At 71.7% G+C, this 19678-nt stretch carries 19 protein-coding genes and 2 tRNA genes; 9 read left to right on the top strand and 12 right to left on the bottom strand.

Going from position 1 to position 19678, the window contains the following annotated elements; all coding sequences use genetic code 11:
- The first annotated feature begins 141 nt into the window (after positions 1-141).
- Complete coding sequence (locus G6038_RS01005) at positions 142-1569, top strand: DEAD/DEAH box helicase (protein ID WP_165035457.1); 1428 nt, start codon at positions 142-144, stop codon at positions 1567-1569.
- 25 nt (positions 1570-1594) lie between these two features.
- Here the strand turns inward: G6038_RS01005 and G6038_RS01000 are convergent, their stop codons facing one another.
- From G6038_RS01000 to G6038_RS00990, 3 genes are all read right to left on the bottom strand, one after another.
- A complete protein-coding gene (locus G6038_RS01000) occupies positions 1595-2623 on the bottom strand; it encodes a GTP-binding protein (RefSeq protein WP_165035456.1) in 1029 nt (342 codons plus the stop codon).
- 62 nt (positions 2624-2685) lie between these two features.
- The gene (locus tag G6038_RS00995) at positions 2686-3345 is read right to left on the bottom strand and encodes an MBL fold metallo-hydrolase (protein WP_165035455.1); all 660 of its coding nucleotides are present in this window, start codon (positions 3343-3345) and stop codon (positions 2686-2688) included.
- Entirely contained in the window at positions 3342-4427 is a 1086-nt protein-coding gene (locus G6038_RS00990; RefSeq protein WP_165035454.1) for an S-(hydroxymethyl)mycothiol dehydrogenase, read from the bottom strand. Before G6038_RS00990 ends, G6038_RS00995 begins: the two co-directional genes overlap by 4 nt.
- Before the next feature lie 264 nt (positions 4428-4691).
- Between G6038_RS00990 and G6038_RS00985 the strand changes: the two genes are divergently transcribed.
- Both G6038_RS00985 and G6038_RS00980 read left to right on the top strand, forming a co-directional pair.
- Positions 4692-5006, top strand: coding sequence for a WhiB family transcriptional regulator (locus G6038_RS00985; RefSeq protein WP_165035453.1), 315 nt, complete (start codon positions 4692-4694; stop codon positions 5004-5006).
- A 55-nt stretch (positions 5007-5061) separates the two neighbouring features.
- Positions 5062-5610: a gluconokinase gene (locus G6038_RS00980; protein WP_165035452.1), complete on the top strand. Its 549-nt coding sequence runs from the start codon at positions 5062-5064 to the stop codon at positions 5608-5610.
- Here the strand turns inward: G6038_RS00980 and G6038_RS00975 are convergent.
- Positions 5594-6871: a LuxR C-terminal-related transcriptional regulator gene (locus tag G6038_RS00975; protein WP_165035451.1), complete on the bottom strand. Its 1278-nt coding sequence runs from the start codon at positions 6869-6871 to the stop codon at positions 5594-5596. The genes G6038_RS00980 and G6038_RS00975 overlap by 17 nt on opposite strands.
- Before the next feature lie 44 nt (positions 6872-6915).
- Positions 6916-8277, bottom strand: a complete 1362-nt coding sequence (locus tag G6038_RS00970; RefSeq protein ID WP_165035450.1) for an MFS transporter — start codon at positions 8275-8277, stop codon at positions 6916-6918.
- Positions 8278-8495: 218 nt separating this feature from the next.
- Here G6038_RS00970 and G6038_RS00965 point away from each other — a divergent pair, with 218 nt between their 5' ends.
- From G6038_RS00965 to G6038_RS00940, 6 genes are read left to right on the top strand one after another with little or no spacing between them, the layout of a single operon-like run.
- Positions 8496-9557, top strand: a complete 1062-nt coding sequence (locus G6038_RS00965) for an aromatic ring-hydroxylating dioxygenase subunit alpha (protein WP_165035449.1) — start codon at positions 8496-8498, stop codon at positions 9555-9557.
- A gap of 3 nt (positions 9558-9560) precedes the next feature.
- Positions 9561-9779 (top strand): hypothetical protein, encoded by a 219-nt coding sequence (locus G6038_RS00960; RefSeq protein ID WP_240918239.1) that lies wholly within the window; start codon positions 9561-9563, stop codon positions 9777-9779.
- A gap of 10 nt (positions 9780-9789) precedes the next feature.
- A complete protein-coding gene (locus G6038_RS00955) occupies positions 9790-10767 on the top strand; it encodes a PDR/VanB family oxidoreductase (protein WP_165035448.1) in 978 nt (325 codons plus the stop codon).
- Between the two features lie 25 nt (positions 10768-10792).
- Complete coding sequence (locus tag G6038_RS00950) at positions 10793-11992, top strand: cytochrome P450 (protein ID WP_346772714.1); 1200 nt, start codon at positions 10793-10795, stop codon at positions 11990-11992.
- A gap of 34 nt (positions 11993-12026) precedes the next feature.
- On the top strand, positions 12027-12812 hold the full coding sequence (locus tag G6038_RS32005) for an IclR family transcriptional regulator (RefSeq protein WP_050035440.1): 786 nt from the start codon (positions 12027-12029) through the stop codon (positions 12810-12812).
- A complete protein-coding gene (locus tag G6038_RS00940; RefSeq protein WP_165035447.1) occupies positions 12805-14304 on the top strand; it encodes an AMP-binding protein in 1500 nt (499 codons plus the stop codon). Before G6038_RS32005 ends, G6038_RS00940 begins: the two co-directional genes overlap by 8 nt.
- Here the strand turns inward: G6038_RS00940 and G6038_RS00935 are convergent, their stop codons facing one another.
- From G6038_RS00935 to pgm, 7 genes are all read right to left on the bottom strand, one after another.
- Positions 14305-14721: a hypothetical protein gene (locus G6038_RS00935; protein ID WP_165035495.1), complete on the bottom strand. Its 417-nt coding sequence runs from the start codon at positions 14719-14721 to the stop codon at positions 14305-14307.
- A gap of 326 nt (positions 14722-15047) precedes the next feature.
- Positions 15048-15120 (bottom strand) — tRNA-Ala (locus G6038_RS00930).
- A gap of 77 nt (positions 15121-15197) precedes the next feature.
- A tRNA-Ala gene (locus G6038_RS00925) sits at positions 15198-15273 on the bottom strand.
- A 140-nt stretch (positions 15274-15413) separates the two neighbouring features.
- Positions 15414-16160 carry a DsbA family protein gene (locus G6038_RS00920; protein ID WP_165035446.1) on the bottom strand — a complete coding sequence of 249 codons (747 nt, stop codon included), beginning with the start codon at positions 16158-16160 and terminating at the stop codon, positions 15414-15416.
- 37 nt (positions 16161-16197) lie between these two features.
- Positions 16198-16686, bottom strand: a complete 489-nt coding sequence (locus tag G6038_RS00915) for a MauE/DoxX family redox-associated membrane protein (RefSeq protein ID WP_165035445.1) — start codon at positions 16684-16686, stop codon at positions 16198-16200.
- Between the two features lie 26 nt (positions 16687-16712).
- The gene (locus tag G6038_RS00910) at positions 16713-17921 is read right to left on the bottom strand and encodes an MFS transporter (RefSeq protein WP_165035444.1); all 1209 of its coding nucleotides are present in this window, start codon (positions 17919-17921) and stop codon (positions 16713-16715) included.
- Between the two features lie 61 nt (positions 17922-17982).
- The gene (gene pgm / locus G6038_RS00905) at positions 17983-19617 is read right to left on the bottom strand and encodes a phosphoglucomutase (alpha-D-glucose-1,6-bisphosphate-dependent) (protein ID WP_165035443.1); all 1635 of its coding nucleotides are present in this window, start codon (positions 19615-19617) and stop codon (positions 17983-17985) included.
- Between the last annotated feature and the right edge of the window lie 61 nt (positions 19618-19678).

The raw sequence follows: 19678 nt of genomic DNA, 5'->3' as shown, positions 1-19678 counted from the left end.
CGTCGTGGGATACCGGCGGACCGGGATCGTGCCCGGTTCCGCATGCAATACCGGCATCGGCTTTCCTTGCGGCGATCCACTGCGCCCTCCGAGATCGTCTCGGGGTGCGTGCACGCTGCATCGAAAGGCAGTTCTGTACCTATGACCGTTTCCTTCTCCGACCTCGGCGTCCCCCGGACCCTGGTGGCCTCCCTGGGCGACAGCGGCATCACGAGCCCGTTCCCGATCCAGGTCGACACGCTGCCCGACACGCTGGCCGGCCGTGACGTGCTCGGCCGCGGCCGCACGGGCAGCGGCAAGACGTTGGCGTTCTCCATTCCGCTCACCGCGCGCCTGGCCGGCCGCGCCACCCGCGAGGCAGGCCGCCCGCGTGGGCTGGTGCTGGCCCCCACCCGCGAGCTGGCCACGCAGATCGCCGCGGTCGTCGAGCCCCTCGCGCGGGTCGCCGGGCTGCGGGTGACCACCATTTTCGGCGGAGTGTCGCAGAACCGGCAGGTCGACGCGCTGCGCCGCGGAGTGGACATCGTGATCGCCTGCCCGGGCCGACTCGAGGACCTGATGCGGCAGAAGTTCGTCACGCTCGACGCGGTGGAGATCACCGTGCTCGACGAGGCGGACCACATGGCCGATCTCGGCTTCCTGCCCGGCGTGACGCGGATCATGAACGCGACCCCGAAGGACGGTCAGCGCCTGCTGTTCTCGGCCACGCTGGACAACGGCGTCGACAAGCTCGTCAAGCGGTTCCTGCGCAACGAGGTGCTGCACTCGGTCGACGAGGCGCACTCCCCGGTGGCGGCGATGACCCATCACGTGTTCGACGTCGACAACGCCGACACGAAGAAGGACCTCGTGCGGACCCTGGCGTCCGGTACGGGCCGGCGAATCCTGTTCATGCGCACCAAGCATCAGGCCCGCAAGCTGGCCCGCCAGCTCACCGAGTCCGGCATCCCGGCGGTCGATCTGCACGGCAACCTGTCGCAGAACGCGCGCGACCGCAACCTCGCGGCATTCTCCTCCGGTGAGGCGCGCGTGCTCGTGGCCACCGACGTCGCGGCCCGCGGCGTCCACGTCGACGACGTGGAACTGGTGGTGCACGTCGACCCGCCGGCCGAGCACAAGGCGTACCTGCACCGTTCGGGCCGTACCGCCCGCGCCGGGAGCACCGGCGACGTCGTGACCGTGGTGCTGCCCGAGCAGCGCAAGGATCTGGCCGTCATCATGCGCAAGGCCGCGATCAAGGTCACTCCGGTGCGGGTGACGGCGAAGTCGGAACACGTGCTGGACCTGGTCGGCGAGATCGCCCCGCACGTGAGCCCGTCGGTCAAGCAGGCCGCACCGGCCCCGTCCGGCGGCGGATCGCGACGGCCGGCCCGGCGCAGCGGCAGCGGGGCTGCGGCGCAGCGCAGCGCCCGGCAACACGGCGGCGGGGCCGCCCGGCAGCACGGCGGCGGGGCCGCCCGGCAGCAGGGCGCGTCGCGGCAGGAGCAGCCGGCGGCCCGGCAGGAACGCGCCGGCCAGGCCGGCCGCCGTCGTCGCCCGAATCACACGTCGGCGACCGCCGCACGGTAGGTAGGGCCCGCTTCCGGGCCCGCGCTCAGCGCGGGGTGAACCGGTGCACGGCCAGCATCGCGTCTGCCGGCACCGGTTCGGTCGGGACACATTCGGCGAGCCGGGCGCGGACCGCATCGGGGTCCAGATCGGCGCCGATCACGACGAGCCGGGTGGTGGCAGGGACGTCGCCCGTGCGCCGGACGGGGTCGAAGCGAATGTGGTCGCCGACGGTGTGCAGCAGGTAGGTGCGTGTGCGTCCCCCGGCGACGACGTGGACGTACCCCTTGATGCGGAACACCCCGGCCGGCTGCTCCTCGAGGAAGTCGACGAGGGCACGGGGGTGCAGCGGGACGGGGGAGTCGAAGTCGACGGCCTCGTAGCCGTCGTGCAGGTGCGTGTGGCCGCCGTCCTCGTCGTGTTCCTCGTACAGCAACCGGTCGAGGCTGAGTTGTTCGCCTGGTTGCGGCTCGGGGCGTTCGGGGATGTCGAACAGCAACGCCGGGTCGATGCGCCCGTGCACGGTCGACACGATCGCGGCGCGGTCGTTGAGGCGGCACAGCAGTTCGAGCAACTCGTCGTGGGCGTCGCCGTCGATGCGGTCGGTCTTGTTGAGCAGCACGAGGTCCGCGAGCGCGACGTGCTGATCGAGTTCGGGATGCCGGTCCCGGACGGTGCCGAACTCGGCTGCGTCGACGACGAGGACGAGGCCGCCGTAACCCACGAATTCGTTGCCCGAGCCGACGACGAGCCGGATCATGTTGCGCGGCTCGGCGAGTCCGCTGGCCTCGACGACGATGACGTCGATGCCGGAGGTACGGTGAGCGAGCCGATCGAGCATCGCGTCCATGTCCGCGACGTCGACGGCGCAGCACAGGCAGCCGTTGCTCAGCGAGACCATGGAGTCGACCTGCCCGGCGACCATCATCGAGTCGATGTTGACCGAGCCGAAGTCGTTGACGATCACGCCGATTCGCGCGCCGCGGTTGTTGCGCAGCAGGTGATTGAGCAGGGTGGTCTTCCCGGAGCCCAGGAATCCTGCGACGATCACCACGGGGATCCGCTTGTTCGCCATGAGGCGAGCCTAGCGGTGCGTCCCACCGGCCGGTCCGGGGACGGGACGCACCGCGGGCCTCGTCAGTTGCCCCGGCGGATCCATTCCTCGAGATGTGGGGACTCGGTGCCGATCGTCGTGCCGTCGCCGTGACCGGTGTGCACCTTCGTCTCGGCGGGCAGCGCGAACAGCCTGTCGCGGATCGAGCCGATGATGGTCGGGAAGTCCGAATACGAGCGTCCCGTCGCCCCGGGCCCGCCGGAGAACAGGGTGTCCCCGGTGAACAGCTCGCCCGCCTCCGGCAGGTACAGACACGTCGAGCCGGGCGAGTGCCCCGGCGTGTGGATGACCTCGATGTCGGTGCCCGCCACCGCGATCCGATCTCCGTCCGCGAGCGGCCGGTGCGCGACGCCGGGGTGGGTCATCTCCCACAGCACGTCGTCGGCGGGGTTGAGCAGGATCGGCGCGTCGAGCCTGTCGGCCAGTTCCGGGGCGACGGTGACGTGGTCGTTGTGACCGTGCGTGCACACGATTGCCACCACCTTCCGGCCGCCGACCGCGTCGATGATCGGCTGCGCGGTGTGCGCGGCGTCGACGATCACGACCTCGTCGTCGTCGCCGACGAGCCAGATGTTGTTGTCGACCTCCCACTCGCCGCCGTCGAGGGCGAAGGTGCCGTGGGTGACGACCCGGTCGATGCGAATGCGGTGCCTATCCCCCGTCGCTTCGCTCGCCCCGGTCACAGGACCACCACCGAACGCAGCACCTCGCCGCGGTGCATCGTCTCGAACGCCTTCTCCACCTGGTCGAGGGCGATGCGCTCGGTGACGAACTTCTCGAGCGGCAGCCGGCCCTGCTGGTAGAGGTCGACCAGCATGGGGAAGTCCCGCTCGGGCAGGCAGTCGCCGTACCAGGACGACTTGAGGGACCCCCCACGGGAGAAGAAGTCGATCAACGGCATCTCGAGGGTCATCTCCGGGGTGGGCACCCCGACGAGGACGACGGTGCCGGCCAGGTCGCGGGCGTAGAACGCCTGCTTCCACGTCTCCGGGCGGCCGACCGCGTCGATGACCACGTCGGCACCGAAGCCGCCGGTCAGCTCCGCGATCGCCGCGACCGGGTCGGTCTCGGCGCCGTTGATCGTGTGGGTCGCCCCGAGGTCGGTGGCCCACTCGAGCTTCCTCGGGTCCCGGTCGACCGCGATGATCGTGTTGGCGCCGGCGAGGCGGGCACCCATGATCGCGGCGTCGCCGACGCCGCCGCAGCCGATCACCGCGACGGAGTCGCCGCGGGTCACCCCGCCGGTGTTCACCGCGGCACCGAGGCCGGCCATCACCCCGCAGCCGAGCAGGCCGACGACGGCCGGGTCGGCGCTGGGGTCGACCTTGGTGCACTGCCCGGCGTGCACGAGGGTCTTGTCCGCGAACGCGCCGATGCCCAGGGCCGGGGTCAGCTCGGTACCGTCCTCGAGGGTCATCTTCTGCGTCGCGTTGTGGGTGTCGAAGCAGTACTGCGGGCGGCCGCGCTTGCAGGCGCGGCACTGTCCACACACCGCCCGCCAGTTGAGGACGACGAAGTCGCCCACGGCGACCGAGTCGACGCCCGCACCGACGGACTCGACGACCCCGGCGGCCTCGTGCCCGAGCAGGAACGGGAACTCGTCGTTGATGCCGCCCTCCCGGTAGTGCAGGTCGGTGTGGCACACCCCGCACGCGGCGATCGCGACGACGACCTCCCCCGGCCCCGGGTCGGGGATGACGATCGGCACGACCTCGACGGGAGCGCCCTTCGCGCGGGCGACGACGCCCCGGACCTGCTGTGGCATGACGGTGACTCCTTCTTCTCGTGCGGTGCTCGCGCGACGTCGGCGACGTATCGCGATATGCGCACACGCTATCGGCGGCGAGGCGCCCCGGTACCTGATCGAAGGAGTGGATCCACCTGACCGAAAGACCAGTCCCTCACTTTCGACCCCAAAATGCCGAAGTGGCGTTGATCGGGTACGGAAGTCCGGCTAAGCTTCGGTATGACCGCCCTCACAGGGCGCAGCGTCCCAGCGAGGCGACCCCTCGCAGGCCCGAGGAGTGCAATGTCGATCGCCAACACGGTGACCCTCCCCCACCCCCGCAGCGAGAGCTGGGACTGGCAGCTGAACGCGGCGTGCCGGGGCCACGAGTCGTCGGCCTTCTTCCATCCCGAAGGGGAACGTGGCCGCGCCCGCGAACTGCGCGAGTACCGCGCCAAGCTCGTCTGCGCCCGATGCCCGGTCCTCGAGCGCTGCCGCACCCACGCCCTGGAAGTCGGTGAGCCGTACGGCATCTGGGGTGGCATGTCGGAGACCGAGCGCCGCTCGCGACGAGCCGCCGTGACTCGGTCGACCCGGTGGGGCATGCTGGGGCGCTGACACGCGTCCCGCCTCCGCCGCGAGGCGGCGCCAGGCGCCGACCAGGGAGGCACGAATGGACTCACCCGGCCACCCCGGCCCGCCGATTCTCGTCGTCATGGGGGTGTCCGGCTCCGGCAAATCGACCGTCGCGGCACTCGTCGCCGAGGCCACCGGGTGGGACCTGCTCGAGGGCGACGACCTGCATCCGCGTGCCAACGTCGAGAAGATGGCTGCCGGCCGGCCGCTCGGCGACGCCGACCGGGCGCCGTGGCTCGCGGCGGTCGGCGCATGGATCCGGGACCACACCGTCCGGGGCCGACCGGGGGTGGTGACGTGCTCGGCGCTGCGCCGCCGCTACCGGGATGCCCTCGCCGGCGAGAACGTGGTCTTCGTGCACCTGTCGGGCACGCGCGAGCAGATCCGGGAACGGCTCCGCACGCGGCGCGGCCACTACATGCCGGCCGACCTGCTGGACTCGCAGTTCGACACGCTCGAGCCGCTCGAGCCCGACGAGACGGCGATCGTCGTCGGCATCGACGCCGAGCCCGCCGACGTCGCCGCCGAGATCGTGGCGCGGGCGGCCGAGTGGACACGCGGGACGGACGTCAGCCCGCGGCCTTGATCCCCGCCTCGGCGCCGAGCGCGGCCGCCTCCCCGCGGGTGCTCACCCCGAGCTTGCGGAGCACCGAGGCCACGTGGAACTTGACCGTCGACTCGCTGACGCCGAGCCGCTCGGCGATCACCCGGTTCCGCCGGCCCGCGACGAGGTGCTCGAGCACCTCCACCTCGCGTGGCGCGAGGACCGCCAGCGCCTCGAGTGCGGGGCTGCCGGCCACGGGTGCGGGCATGTCGAGCGGCAGCCGGGCCGCGACCCGGCAACCCCAGCCGGGCGTGGACTCGGCCTCCACGGTGCCGCCGAGGGTTTCGGCCCGGTCCCGTAGCTGCCGCGCGAGGTCGGCGGCGTCGGCCTCGCCGTCACCGTCGTCCCGGATGTCGATCATCAGGTCGGTTCCGTCGCAGTTCCACGCGACCCGGACGCGGCCGAGGTCGGCCTGCGCGGACATCGCGAGGACCGCGCCCCGGGCGAGCGCGCGGGCCGCATGCGCGACCTCGCCCGGTAGCGCCCGCCCGTCCACCGGCGGGGCGACCATCTCGAGGACCACGTCGCGGTGCCGGAGCAGACCGCGCAGTTCGCCGTGCAGCCGGGCGAAGGCGGTGGTCACCGCCTCCTCGGCGAGTTCGCGGTGCCGGTCGACGGCCGAGCGCAGCCCGATGAGGGCATTGGTGGCGGTCTCGCGCGCGGTGATGCGGGCCCGGGTGTCGTCGAGGTCCCTCGACCGCAGCGTCGCGAGGATCGACTCGAGCGTCATGGCATGGGCCTCGGTGAGCTCGGCCACGGTCCGTGCGCGTTCGGAGGACGCGGCGCGGGATTCGGCGAGGTACGCCGGGCTGGCGTTGCGGACCTGCAGCTGGATGCCGGTTGCCACCACGGCGAACAGGGCCCGGACCAGCTCGAGGGGAATCGAGCCGGTGCGGGCACCGCCCGGGACGAGTACGAGCAGCGTGTCGGTGGCGTCGAGGATCGCCCACACGTCGCGGTCCCGGCCCGCGATCCGGGCCGGGCCGCGACGGATCTGTCCGGTCGCGAGTTCGCTTCGGACGCGGTCGAGTTCGGCGATGGTCACGCGGTCGACGATGGCCGGGTCGCCGGCCACCTTGCGGGGCCGGCCGGTGCATTCCCGCGTGAAGATCACCAGGGCGGTGTGCGGGACCAGGTCGGTGAGCAGCGCCGAGAAGCGCTGGCCGATCTCGGTGAGCGGCCCGACCAGGACGTCCCGCAGGTTCGTGATCAGCGTGTCGGGGGCCGGGATCGTGGTGCTCACTCCGGTCACGATAGCGCGAGCGCCCCGGCGGCCGGCCCCGCCGATCAGTGGGTGGCCACCGGGGCGGGCGCGTCGGCGGGCCGGATGTCGGCGGCAGGCTCCTCGAACCGCAGCCGCCCCACGGCGACGGCCGCGAGTACGAGGGCGCCGGCGACGAGCAGGTAGAGCTGGGCGGGCGACCAGTGCAGGTCGAGCAGCGCACCCGCGACGATCGGCGAGGCGATCGCCCCGAGCCGGCCGACGCCGATGCCCCAGCCGACGCCGGTCGCCCGCACCGACGGCGCATACACCGAGGGCGTGATCGCATACAGGCCTGCGATGCACCCGTTGACGAACACGCCGATGAGGGCGCCGAGCGCGAACGCGACGACCACCGCGACGGTGGCGGGGACGAAGACCACGAGCAGAGCGCCGGCGATCACCATGTACGACGCCAGGACCCGCTTCAGCGCGAATCGCGCGGACAGTGCGCCGAGGAGCGTCGCGCCGAAGATGCCGCCGAGGTTCAGCAGCACGCCGCCGGTGATGCCCTGGTCGGCCGACAGGCCCGCCTCGACCAGCAGCTTCGGCGTCCAGCTCGTCACGAAGTAGAAGGCGAACATGGTCAGGAAGAACGCGGCCCAGACGAGCAGCGTCGAGCGACGCTGCCGGGGTGCGAGGAGGCTGCCGATCCTGACGCCGGACCGCGCCCCGGACGCGTCGGTCTGTCGCGGCGCGGGCAGCGCGGCGAGCGGCTGGTGCCCGGCGCGGACCGCGAACGCGTTGATGCGGGCGAGGGCATGGGCAGGCCGGCGGGCGAGCAGGAAGTCGAGGGATTCGGGCAGGCGGAGGTACACGACCGGAATGATCACCGCCGTGCAGACGCCGCCGAACAGGAACACGGATCGCCATCCGTAGGAGTTCTGCAGCACGACGGCGATGATGCCGCCGGCGGTGGCACCGAGGGCGTAGCCGGTGGAGTTCAGGCTCACCGCCAGCCCGCGCCACCGGTTGGAGGCGTACTCGCTGGCGATGACGTTGCTGCTGGCGAGGATTCCGCCGATGCCGACGCCGGTGAGGGCACGCAGCAGTCCCAGCTGCAGGGCGCTCTGGCTGACCGCGGAGGCAAGCATGCCGATCGACGCGATCCCCAGGCAGAGCAGGATCATGCCGCGGCGGCCGATCGTGTCGGCCCACGGCGCGAGGAACAGCGAGCCCGCGGCCATGCCGAACAGGCCTGCGCTGAGCAGCAGGCCGAGCGCCGAACCGGACAGGCCCCACTCCTGGGACACCGCCTGGGCGGTGAAGGCCATGACGAGCACGTCGAAGCCGTCGAGGACGTTGAGCAGCACGCAGATCGCCACCGCGCCCCATTGGAAGCGCGTCATCGGGCTGGTGTCGATGCGTTCACGTAGATCGATTGCCATGTATCGGGCCCCTGTTCGAAGGATGTGAGGCGAGTCACCTGCGGGGAGCGTTGCGGATCGGATCACAGCGAATCCACCCTCCTTCCGGATGCCGGAAGGAGAGCCCTCGACTTTCCGGAATCCGGAAGGAGGGTGGCGCCCGTCACGTGTCGCCCGCCACGGTGGAGGCATCCGCCGGTCGCCCGGACCGGAACCATCCCCGTGGAGACGAGACAACCATGACGAAGATCGCCCGGAACCAGTGGTACGTGGCCGCCTACGGCCACGAGATCGACCGGGAACTGTTCGCCCGGACCATCTGCGACGAGCCGATCCTGTTCTGGCGCACCGAATCCGGTGAGGTCAGCGCAATGTCGGACCGGTGCGTGCACCGCCGCTTCCCGCTCTCGCAGGCGCCGAGCCGCCTCGAGGGCGACACGGTCGTGTGCGGCTACCACGGCTTCACCTACGGGTCCGACGGCGGCTGCGTGGCCGTGCCGGGCCAGAAGCGGGTGCCCCGCACCGCGCGACTGAAGTCCTACCCGGTGGTGGAGCAGGACTCGTTCGTGTGGATCTGGATCGCCGACCCGGATCGTCCGGCCGAGGCCGATCCGACCCGCATCCCCCGGGCGCCGTGGCTCGACTCGCCCGGCTACGCCGTGGTCTCGGGGATGGAGCCGCTGCAGGCGCGTTACAGCCTGCTCGTCGACAACCTGATGGACCTCTCCCACGAGACGTACCTGCACGGCGGCTACATCGGCACCCCCGAGGTGGCCGAGACCCCCATCACTACCGAGGTCGACGACGAGGCCGGGATCGTCTACGTCTCCCGGCACATCGCCGACGCGGAATGCCCGCCCTTCTACGCCGAATCGACCGGCCTCGACGGCCGCATCACCCGGTGGCAGGACATCGAGTACCACCCGCCGTGCCTGTACCTGCTGCACAGCCGGATCGCACCCGTCGGCGTGCTGCCGCCCGAGACCGGACCCGACAGCGACGCGTTCCACGTCGAGGTGGTCTACGCGATCACCCCGGAGACCGAACACTCCACGCACGATTTCTGGTCGGTGGCAAGGGATTTTGCGCTCGACGAGGAGGAGGTCACCGAGTTCCTGCGCGAGAACAACCGTACCGTCGTGCTGCAGGACGTCGTCGCGCTCGACCGGCTCGAACAGGTGCTCGCCACCGAGCCCGAGGGCTACCAGGAACTGAGCATCAACATCGACGCCGGCGCCCTGGCCGCGCGACGGATCCTGCAGGCGATGACGGCGGGCGGCGCCCTCGCCGAGACGAGATGACCGATGCCGTCGCAACCGAACCGGATGCTGCGCGGGCCGCATGTGATGCGCATCGTGTGGCTGCCCGGCTCCGACCGCCTCGAGGGCACGTGCCATTGCGGTGCCCGGCACGTCGCCGAGGATCCCGTCACGCTGTGGGACTGGCTGCTCGCCCATCCCGTCGGCCACGTCGCCGCCCTCCCCCAGTCACCCGAACCGACCCGCGAACTCGCCCACACGTGAGGACCCGACCATGATCTTCCCGGAAAAAGACTCCCCCGCAGCCGAGTTCGACACGGAGCTCGAGATCGTCGAGCGGACGGAACCCGCGGACGGCGTCGTCGCGCTGCGCCTGCGGCACCCGGACGGCGAGCCCCTGCCGCCGTGGAGTCCCGGCGCGCATATCGATCTCCTGCTCGACGACGACCTCGTCCGCCAGTACTCGCTGTGCGGCGACCCGGCCGACGCCGGGTCGTGGCGCATCGCCGTCCTGCGCGAGGCCGACGGCCGCGGTGGCTCGCAGTACGTGCACGACAAACTCTCCATTGGTGACCGCGTCCGCGTTCACGGACCCCGCAACAACTTCGACCTCGCCCCGGCGCCGCGCTACCTCTTCCTGGCCGGCGGGATCGGGATCACCCCGATCGTGCCGATGATCGCCGCGGCCGAAGCGGCCGGCGCCGACTGGTCCCTCGTCTACGGCGGCCGCCGCCGTGCCTCGATGGCGTTCGCCGACGACCTCGTCACCCGCTACCCGGGCCGGGTCACCCTCGTGCCGCAGGACGAACGGGGCCCGCTCGACCTGCCGTCGCTGCTCGGACACCCACGTCCCGGCACCCTCGTCTACTGCTGCGGCCCCGCCGGGCTGCTCGACGCCGTCACCACCGCCTGCGCCGACCGGCCCGCCGGGTCGCTGCGGATCGAACGGTTCGCCGCGAAGGAACGGTCGGCACCGGTGCGCTCGGACGGCTTCGAGGTGGAGCTGGCCCTGAGCGGCACCACCGTCACCGTCGCGTCCGACGAAAGCGTCCTGGACGCCGTCGCCGCCACGGGCGTCCAGGTGCTCTCGTCCTGCCGGGAAGGCACCTGCGGCACCTGCGAGACCCCCGTGCTCGCCGGCACGGTCGACCACCGCGACTCCCTGCTGACCCCCGAAGAACAGGCCGCGCACGACACCATGCTGATCTGCGTGTCCCGCGCCGCCTGCCCCCGCCTGGTTCTCGAACTCTGACTGCCCGACCCCCGAGGTGACCGCCGTGACCGTCGCAATGCAACCGCCCATCCTCGACGACGACCCGTTCGACGACGCCGTCCTCGCCGACCCCTACGAGTTCCACACCCGGCTGCGCGCCGCCGGACCGGTGGTGTTCCTGCCCCGCTACGACGTGTACGCGACGGGCAGGTTCGAGGAGGTTCACGCCTGCCTCACCGACTGGCGCACCTTCGTCTCCGGACGGGGGGTCGGCCTGGCCGACTTCGCCCACGAGACACCGTGGCGTCCCCCGAGCCTGCTGCTCGAGGCCGACCCGCCGGACCACACGGTCGTGCGGGCGGCCATGGGGGCCGTAGTCTCGCCGCGCACGGTGCGCGCGCTACGCGCCGGGTTCGAGGCCGAGGCCGACGCCCTGGCCGACGCGCTCGTGGCCCGCGGTGAGTTCGACGCCGTCACCGATCTCGCCGAGGTGTTCCCCCTGCGGGTGTTCCCGGACGCGGTGGGGATCCGGGAAGACGGCCGCGAGCATCTGTTGCCTTACGGCGCCACGGCGTTCAACGCGTTCGGCCCCCGCAACGATCGCGTGGAGAAGGCACTCGCCGCGTCCGGGCCGGCGCAGGCGTGGGTCGCGGAGTCGTGCCGGCGGGAGAATCTCGCGCCGGGCGGGTTCGGCGCGCAGATCTGGGCGGCCGCCGACCGTGGTGACATCACCGCCGAACAGGCGCCGATGCTCGTTCGATCCCTGCTCACCGCCGGCGTGGACACCACCGTTCACGGCATCGCCAACACCGTCTACGCCATGACGCGGTTCCCCGGGCAGTGGCAGGCGCTGCACGCCCGGCCGGCGCTTGCGAAGTTCGTGTTCGACGAGGCGCTGCGCTGGGAATCGCCCGTGCAGACCTTCTTCCGCACCACCTCCACCGACACCGAGGTGGCCGGCGTCCCCATCGGCGAGGGCCGCAAGGTCCTGCTGTTCCTCGGCGCCGCCAACCGCGACGAACGGCGATGGGGACCCGATGCGGACGTCGTCGACATCCACCGCTCCGCCGCCGGACACGTCGCGTTCGGCATGGGCATCCACCAGTGCGTCGGCCAGCCGATCGCGCGGCTCGAGGCCGAGGTGCTGCTCACCGCACTGGCACGGCGGATCCGGCGGATCGAACCGGCCGGGGATCCGGTGCCGCAACCGAACAACACGCTCAAGGGCTGGGCTAGCATTCCGCTCAGAGTCGAACCGGCCTGACCGGAGCAGTTCCCGAGGAAGGGGTGAGCACACCGTGACCCCCACCGGCGCCGCCCGCCCGGCCACCGGTTCCGTCACGGTACGCGCGCTCACCCTCCTGGAGGCGTTCACGCGCGAGCAACCCAACCTGACCCTGAGCGAGATTTCCCGGCGCACCGGCCTGCCGCTCACCACGGTGCACCGGCTCGCCGGGGATCTCACCGAATGGGGCGCGCTGGAACGCGACTCGTCCGGCCGCTTCAGCATCGGGCTCCGGCTGTGGCAGGTCGCGGCGCTCGCGCCACGCGGCACGCTGCTGCGGGAGCTGGCGCTGCCCGTGATGGAGGACCTGTCGCAGATCACCCAGGAGAACGTGCAGCTCGGTGTGCGGGAGGGCACCGAGGTGGTGTTCGTCGAACGCCTGCGCGGCCAGCGGGCGGTGAAGACCCTCACCCGGGTCGGCAGCCCCTTTCCCATCCACGCGTCCGGCCTGGGACTCGTGCTGCTCGCATTCGCACCGCGCTCCGTTCAGGAGGAGGTGCTGGCCCGGCCGCTGGAGCGGTTCACCGAACGCACCCTCACCTCCCCCGCCGAGCTGCGCCGGGTCCTGGCCGAGGTACGTCGCTCCGAGATCGCGGTGAGCGATCGGCAGGTGACGATGGAGGCGGTCTCCGTGGCCGCACCGATCTTCGAGCGGCCCGGCGTCGCCATCGCGGCGCTGTCGATCGTCGCCGCCGCCGACACCGCGCAGGTCACCGCCCTGTCCCAACTGGTCCGCACCGCGGCCCGCGCGATCGGCCGCTCCCTGCGGCCCGGCGGATTGACGAGCAGCGATGGGTGAATCCGCCCGCACCGTGCCGCGGCTGCTGCTCGACCGGGTGGCCCGCACGCCCCACGCGGAGGCGTTCCGGCACCCCAGCGGCGACGACTGGACGAGCGTGTCGTGGACCGAGGTGGCCAGCCGGGTCACCGCCCTGGCCGCCGGGTTGATCGGCCGTGGAATCCTCCCGGGCGCGCACGTCGCCGTCTGCGCAGCCACCAGCTACGAATGGATCCTCGCCGACCTCGCGATCGTGTGCGCGGGGGCGGTCACCGTGCCGGTCTATCCCGCCACCCCGCCGGCGGAGGTGGTGGCGCTGCTCCGGCATTCGGGCAGCGTGCTGACCTTCGCCGACCGGCCGCTGCCCACCGCGCCGGTGCTGCACCTGGACCGGCTCGGCGAACTCGAGGCCGAGGGCCGACGGCTCCTGGCCACCGATCCCGGGGCCGTCACGGCCCGCATCGCGGGCGTGGGGCCCGACCACCTCGCCACCCTGATCTACACCTCCTCCGACGGCACCGCCAAGGGCGCGTGCCTGCCGCACGCCGCCGTCACCTACGAGGCCCGGGCCATGGCCCGCCTGGGCATGCTCACGCCCTCGGACCTGCAACTGCTGTGGCTGCCGCTCTCCCACGTCTTCGGACGCGCGCTGCTGTTCGTGGGTGTGCACCTCGGTGTGCCGACGATCGTCGACGGCCGTGCCGATCGGGTCGTGCAGCACCTCGGCGAGGTCCGGCCGACATTCCTCGGGTCCGTTCCCCACGTGCTGGGTAAGATCCGCGCCGGCGTGGAGTCCGGTGCCGCGGAGCTGGGCCGGTTGCGGTTCGTGCTTTCCGGCTCGGCCCGGCTCGACCGTCCGCTGGCCGAGTGGTTCGAAGGGGCCGGCGTGCCGGCGCTCGAGGGATACGGCATCACCGAGACCGCGGGTCCGTGCTGCGTCAACCGGCCGGACAGCCGGCGTCCCGGTTCCGTGGGCCGGCCCCTGCCCGGCACGCAGGTGCGCATCGCCTCCGACGGGGAACTGCTCGTCCGCAGCCCCGCCGTCATGACCGGCTACCACGCCGACGCCGAGCGCACCGCGGCGGCCCTGGACCGCGACGGCTGGTTCCACACCGGCGATCGCGCCGTCGTCGACGACGACGGTTTCGTCACACTGCGCGGCCGCAAGAAGGAGGTGTTCAAGACCTCGACCGGCAAGTACGTCGCGCCGGTCGCCGTCGCACGCCGGTTCCGGGCCCTGTTGCCCGGCGCGGACCTCGTCGTGGTGGGCGAACTTCGCCCCTACTGCGTAGGACTTGTTGTCCCCACCTCGGGCCGGGCGATCCCACCGGCCGAGGCCGCGGCCGCCGTCGACCGCCTCAATGCGGAGCTCGGCCGCTGGGAACGCATCCGCCGGTTCACCGTGCTGCCCGCACCGCTGCCGCCCACGGAGGTCGACGCGCACGGACGCCCGCTGCGGGAGCGGGTGCTCGCGCGCTGCGCCGAGGTGGTGCAGCGGCTGTACGAGGGTTGATCAGGGGCGGTAGTCCGGCTCGGTGCGACCGGCATCCCAGGTGCGATCGGCATCCCAGGTGGACACCGCCCAGATCACCACCACGTCGATCGCGATGATCGCGAGCGACCACCCCGGGTAGTAGGGCAACCACAGGAAGTTCGCGATGATCGACAGCGCCGCGATGACGATCGCGGCGACGCGCGCCCACGTGGCCCCCGTGACGAGAGCGAGACCGATCACGGCGACGAGGATGCCCAGGATCAGATGCACCCAGCCCCATGCCGAGACGCTCCAGGCGAAGGTGTATTCCTGGCCGACGACGACGATGTCGTCCTTGGCGATCGCGGCGATGCCCTGCAGGACCTGCAGGACGCCGACCGTTGCGAGCAGGATGCCGGCCGCGATCGACGTGCCCGCGGCAAAGCCCTGCTTCAGACCGGACCCGGATGCAGGGCCGGTGCCGTGGCGGACCGCGGCGGCGGGACCGCCGGCCTCGTGGGCACCACCACCGTGGCGCGCGGACGCACCCGCCGCTGCGGTGGAACCTGCACCGGCGGTGGCACCCGCACCAGCAGGAGAACCCGGGGTAACGCTCGAACCTTCGGACACGACAGCTCACCTCTCCCGTTTTCGAAGCGATCCATCACAGTGTGCGCCGCCGGACGAGAGCGTGGAGCAGGTTCCGAAGTGAAAAATGTCGGCATTGCCCGGAGAGTGGCGCCGACACGGTGGGAGAAGGATCCGGAGAGTCCCGGAGGGAGTGGAGCTAAGGGGACTCGAACCCCTGACCCCCACACTGCCAGTGTGGTGCGCTACCAGCTGCGCCATAGCCCCGTGCAGAACAACCGGGCCACCCGCGGTGGCCTCTCACGACGAGAGGCGAGAGCATTCACTCTCGCCTCTCGCGGTGATGGTGGAGCTAAGGGGACTCGAACCCCTGACCCCCACACTGCCAGTGTGGTGCGCTACCAGCTGCGCCATAGCCCCGTACTCGGATCGTCACCCGGGATTCACTCCCCGGTGCGAAAAGAAAATTACACCATCGCCGTCAACGACAACAAATCGCCTGGTCAGTGACGACGGTGAGGGCGACGGTGGTCGAACGCCCGACCACCGTCGCCACCGCCTCAGCCGAGTTCGGCCACCCAGTTGTCGTTGCCGAGGGCGTCGATCACGGTGCCGTTGTGCACCACCGCGGGGGTGCCGGACGCGCCCGCCGCCGCGAGCGCCTGCCGTCCCGCCTCCGCGTCGACCGCAGCCTGCTCGACGCGCGCGCCGTCGGCGACGCACTGCGCCGCCTCGTCGGACGCCCCGGCGTCCCGAGCCATCTGTGCCAGCTCGGCGTTGGTGAGGTCGCTGTCGCTCCGCTCGGCGGGCTGGTTCTCCGGCGAGAGCAACGCGGCGTGGAACGCGGAGAACGCCGTCGCGTCCCCGGTCTGCGCAACGCACTGGCCGGCCGCGACCGCGCGGGTCGAGTAGTCGCCGCTCGCGGAGAGCTGATCGAGGAACGCGAGCATGTGGTACCGCACGGCGACGTCGCCGGCGTCGACCGCCTGCGCCAGTTCCTGGCCGTGCTTGTGCTCGAGTTCGGCGCAGTACGGACACAGCGGATCCTCGAACACGTCGATCGTGGTCGCGGCGTCGGGAAGACCGAGCACGATGACACCGTCGTCCTGCAGTTCCACCTGCACCGCGGCGTTCTGCACCGTCCCGTATCCCTCATTGCGCGCCTTGCCGCGGTTCGCCTGCCACAACACCCCCCCGATGACCAGCACCGCGATGACCAGGACCGCGATGCCGCCGAGGATGAAGGTGGACTTGCTCGACGTCGGCTCCGGCGTGTACTTGACCGGTTTGACCTTCTTCGCGCTCACGGAATCTGCCCTTCGCTGCTCGGGGATCGATGCGGGATCACTCTGCCATCACGGACTGAGTGCGTGCTGAGAGCCTCGCCCGTGAGCCGGGGCCGAGCGCGAACGGACTGCGAGGGAACACCGTCAGCCACCCGGCCAGGGCGAGGAAGCCGAGGTCTCGTGCGATCTCCCCGGCGTAGTCCCAGCCGTCCACGTCCGCCGCCCCACCGCCGCCGAAGCACCCGCAGTCGATGGACAGGCCGCGGGCCCATACCGAGGCGATCACCGCGATCAAGGTCAGCAGCGCAGCCGCGCCCGCGACCGCTGCGGCGCGCACCGCGAGTCCGATCAGCAGCAGCAGCCCGAGCACGAGTTCGAGGATCGGCAGACCGGCCGCAACGGGTCGCACGAGTGTCTCGGGCAACAACTGGTATGCGCGGACGGCCACGACGGTCTGCGACGGATCGGCGAACTTGATCCAGCCGGAGATCAGCCACACGGCAGCGAGACCGAGCCGGGCGAGCAGGCTGAACAGGGGAATCCACACCCCTTCGACAGTACCGACGACGGGGGTCAGATCTCCGTGGCCTCGGTCACTGCGGGTTCCCGGGCGGGCCGCGGCGCCAGCGCCCAGGGCACGGCGACGAGCAGCATGACGGCGCCGGTCACGGCGAAGGCGGCCCCGTACGACACCTGCTGAGCCAGGATTCCGGCAGCTACCGGTCCGATCACCGCTCCCACGTCGGCGGTCATCTGGAACGTCGCCAGCACCGGGCCCCCGCGCGCCTTGCTGCCGACCACGTCGGCGACGGACGCCTGCTGGGCCGGGTTCATCAGGCCGGACCCGACGCCGGCCAGCAGCGACGTCGCGAAGAACAGCGCGAGGTTCGTGGTGAGGCCCATCGCGATCGTGCTGGTCCCGCACACCACCAGTCCGAGCAGGACGAACGGGCGGCGGCCGAACCGGTCGGACAACCGCCCGGAGACCATCAGGACCAGGGCGTTGCCCACGGCGAACACCGTCAGCGCCACCCCGGCGAGGGCGGCGTCGCGCCCGAGGACCTCCACGACGAACAGCGGCACCATCGCCACCCGCACGCCGAAGACGACCCAGCCGTTGGCGAAGTTCGACCCGAGCGCGGCCCGGTACACCGGCGACCGCAGAGCCTCCCGCAACCGCATCACCGGCATGGCGCCGCCGGAGTCCGGCGCGGCAAGCGCGGAGTGACGCAGGCTCACGAACACGACCGCTGCGGCGACGAGCAGCGCCACCGCATAAATGAGGAACGGTGCCCGCAGTCCCAGTCCGACCAGGGCGCCACCGACCAGGGGGCCGCCGATGTTGCCGAGCAGGAAGCTCGTCGCGTAGAGCCCCGACACCCGGCCCCGCGCGTTCGGCGGGGAGATGCGGATCAGCAGCCCGAGCGCCGAGACGGTGAACATGGTGGAGCCGATGCCGCCGAGCGCCCGGAACAGCAGCAGCTGCCAGTAGTCCGTCGCGAAGGCGCAGGCGCCGGTGGACAGCGCCACGATGAGCACGCCGGCGGTGTACACCGGCCGCTCGCCCAGCCGCTGCACGAGGTTTCCGCTCGCGGGGGCGAACAGCAGGCGCATCGCCGCGAACGCCGAGATGACGACGGACGCCGCGGTGACCCCCACCCCGAAGCTGCGCGCGAACTGCGGCAGCGCGGGCGCGACGAGACCGAAACCGAGGGCGATGACGAAGGCCGCGCTGACCAGGACCCAGATCTCCCGCGGCAGGGCGGCGTCGCGTGTTCGCATGATGGCCTGATGTTAGCGACGCGCACGACCGGGCGGGCGGGCGCGTCCCGCCGGTGCGGGTTCAGCCGAGGACGTGGGACACCAGGTCCCGCGCCGCGTCCTGGACGCGGGCGAGATGCTCCGGACCGAGGAACGATTCGGCGTAGATCTTGTACACGTCCTCGGTGCCGGAGGGCCGGGCCGCGAACCACGCGTTCTCGGTCGTGACCTTCAGGCCTCCGAGCGCGGCACCGTTGCCCGGCGCAGCGGTGAGGGTCGCGGTGATCGGTTCGCCGGCGAGTTCGGTGGCGTCGACCTGCTCGGGCGAGAGCTTCGCCAGGACGGCCTTCTGCTCGCGCGTGGCGGGCGCGTCGACCCGGGCATACGACGGGTCGCCGTAGCGCTCGGCGAGTTCGGCGTAGCGCCGGGAGGGGGTCGTGCCGGTCACGGCGGTGATCTCGGACGCGAGCAGGGCCAGCAGGATGCCGTCCTTGTCGGTGGTCCACACCGAGCCGTCGCGCCGGAGGAACGAGGCGCCGGCGCTCTCCTCACCACCGAAGCCGAGGGTGCCGTCGAGCAGGCCGGGGACGAACCACTTGAAGCCCACCGGCACCTCGAGCAGACCCCGGCCCAGGCCCGCGGCCACCCGGTCGATCATCGACGAGCTCACGAGGGTCTTGCCGACCTTCGCTTCGGCCGACCATCCGGACCGGTGCCGGTACAGGTAGTCGATCGCGACCGCGAGATAGTGGTTCGGGTTCATCAGGCCCCCGTCGGGGGTGACGATGCCGTGCCGGTCGGCGTCGGCGTCGTTGCCGGTCGCCAGGTCGTAGCGATCGCGGACGCCGATCAACGACGCCATCGCGTTGGGCGACGAGCAGTCCATCCGGATCCTGCCGTCGGTGTCGAGGGTCATGAACCGCCAGGTGGCGTCGACGAGCGGGTTGACGACGGTCAGGTCCAGCCGGTGCCGCTCGGCGATCTCGCCCCAGTAGTCGACGCTGGCGCCGCCGAGCGGATCGGCGCCGACGCGCAACCCGGCGTCGCGGACGGCGTCGAGATCGAGGACATTCGGCAGGTCGTCGATGTAGGCGGCGAGGAAATCGTGCCGGCCGGCGTCGGCGAGCGCCTGGACGGCGGACACCCGGCGTACCCCGTTCAGCCCCGCGGCGAGCAGTTCGTTGGCGCGCGCCGCGATCGCCGACGTCGCATCGGTGTCGGCGGGCCCGCCGTGCGGCGGGTTGTACTTGAAGCCGCCGTCGCGGGGCGGATTGTGCGACGGGGTGACGACGATGCCGTCGGCGCGGGCCCCGGATCCACCCGCCGCGTTGTGCCGCAGGATCGCGTGGCTCACGGCCGGGGTCGGCGTGTAGCGGTCGCGCGCGTCGATCACCACGTCGACGCCGTTGGCGGCGAGCACCTCGAGCGCGCTCGTCCACGCAGGCTCCGACAACGCGTGGGTGTCGCGGCCGAGGAACAGCGGACCGGTGATCTGCTGCGCCGCCCGGTACTCGACGATCGCCTGGGTGGTGGCGAGGATGTGCTGCTCGTTGAAGGCGCCGTCGAGGCTGGAACCGCGGTGGCCGGAGGTGCCGAAGGCCACCTGCTGCAGCGGATCCTGTGAGTCCGGCGTCACCGTGTAGTACGCGGTGACCAGATGCGCGAGATCCTCCAGATCCTCGGCCGCCGCCGGTTGTCCCGCTCGTTCGTGCGCCATGTGACCTCCTCGTCCACCCGACCCTGCCCTGCTCATCTTGCCCGCCCGGCGTGCCCGGCGC

The sequence above is a fragment of the Rhodococcus sp. 14C212 genome, assembly GCF_011058195.1.
In the GTDB taxonomy this organism is placed as follows: domain Bacteria; phylum Actinomycetota; class Actinomycetes; order Mycobacteriales; family Mycobacteriaceae; genus Rhodococcus; species Rhodococcus aetherivorans.
The sequence above is the reverse complement of the archived record's forward strand: the minus strand, read 5'-3'. Positions and strand labels throughout refer to the sequence as shown.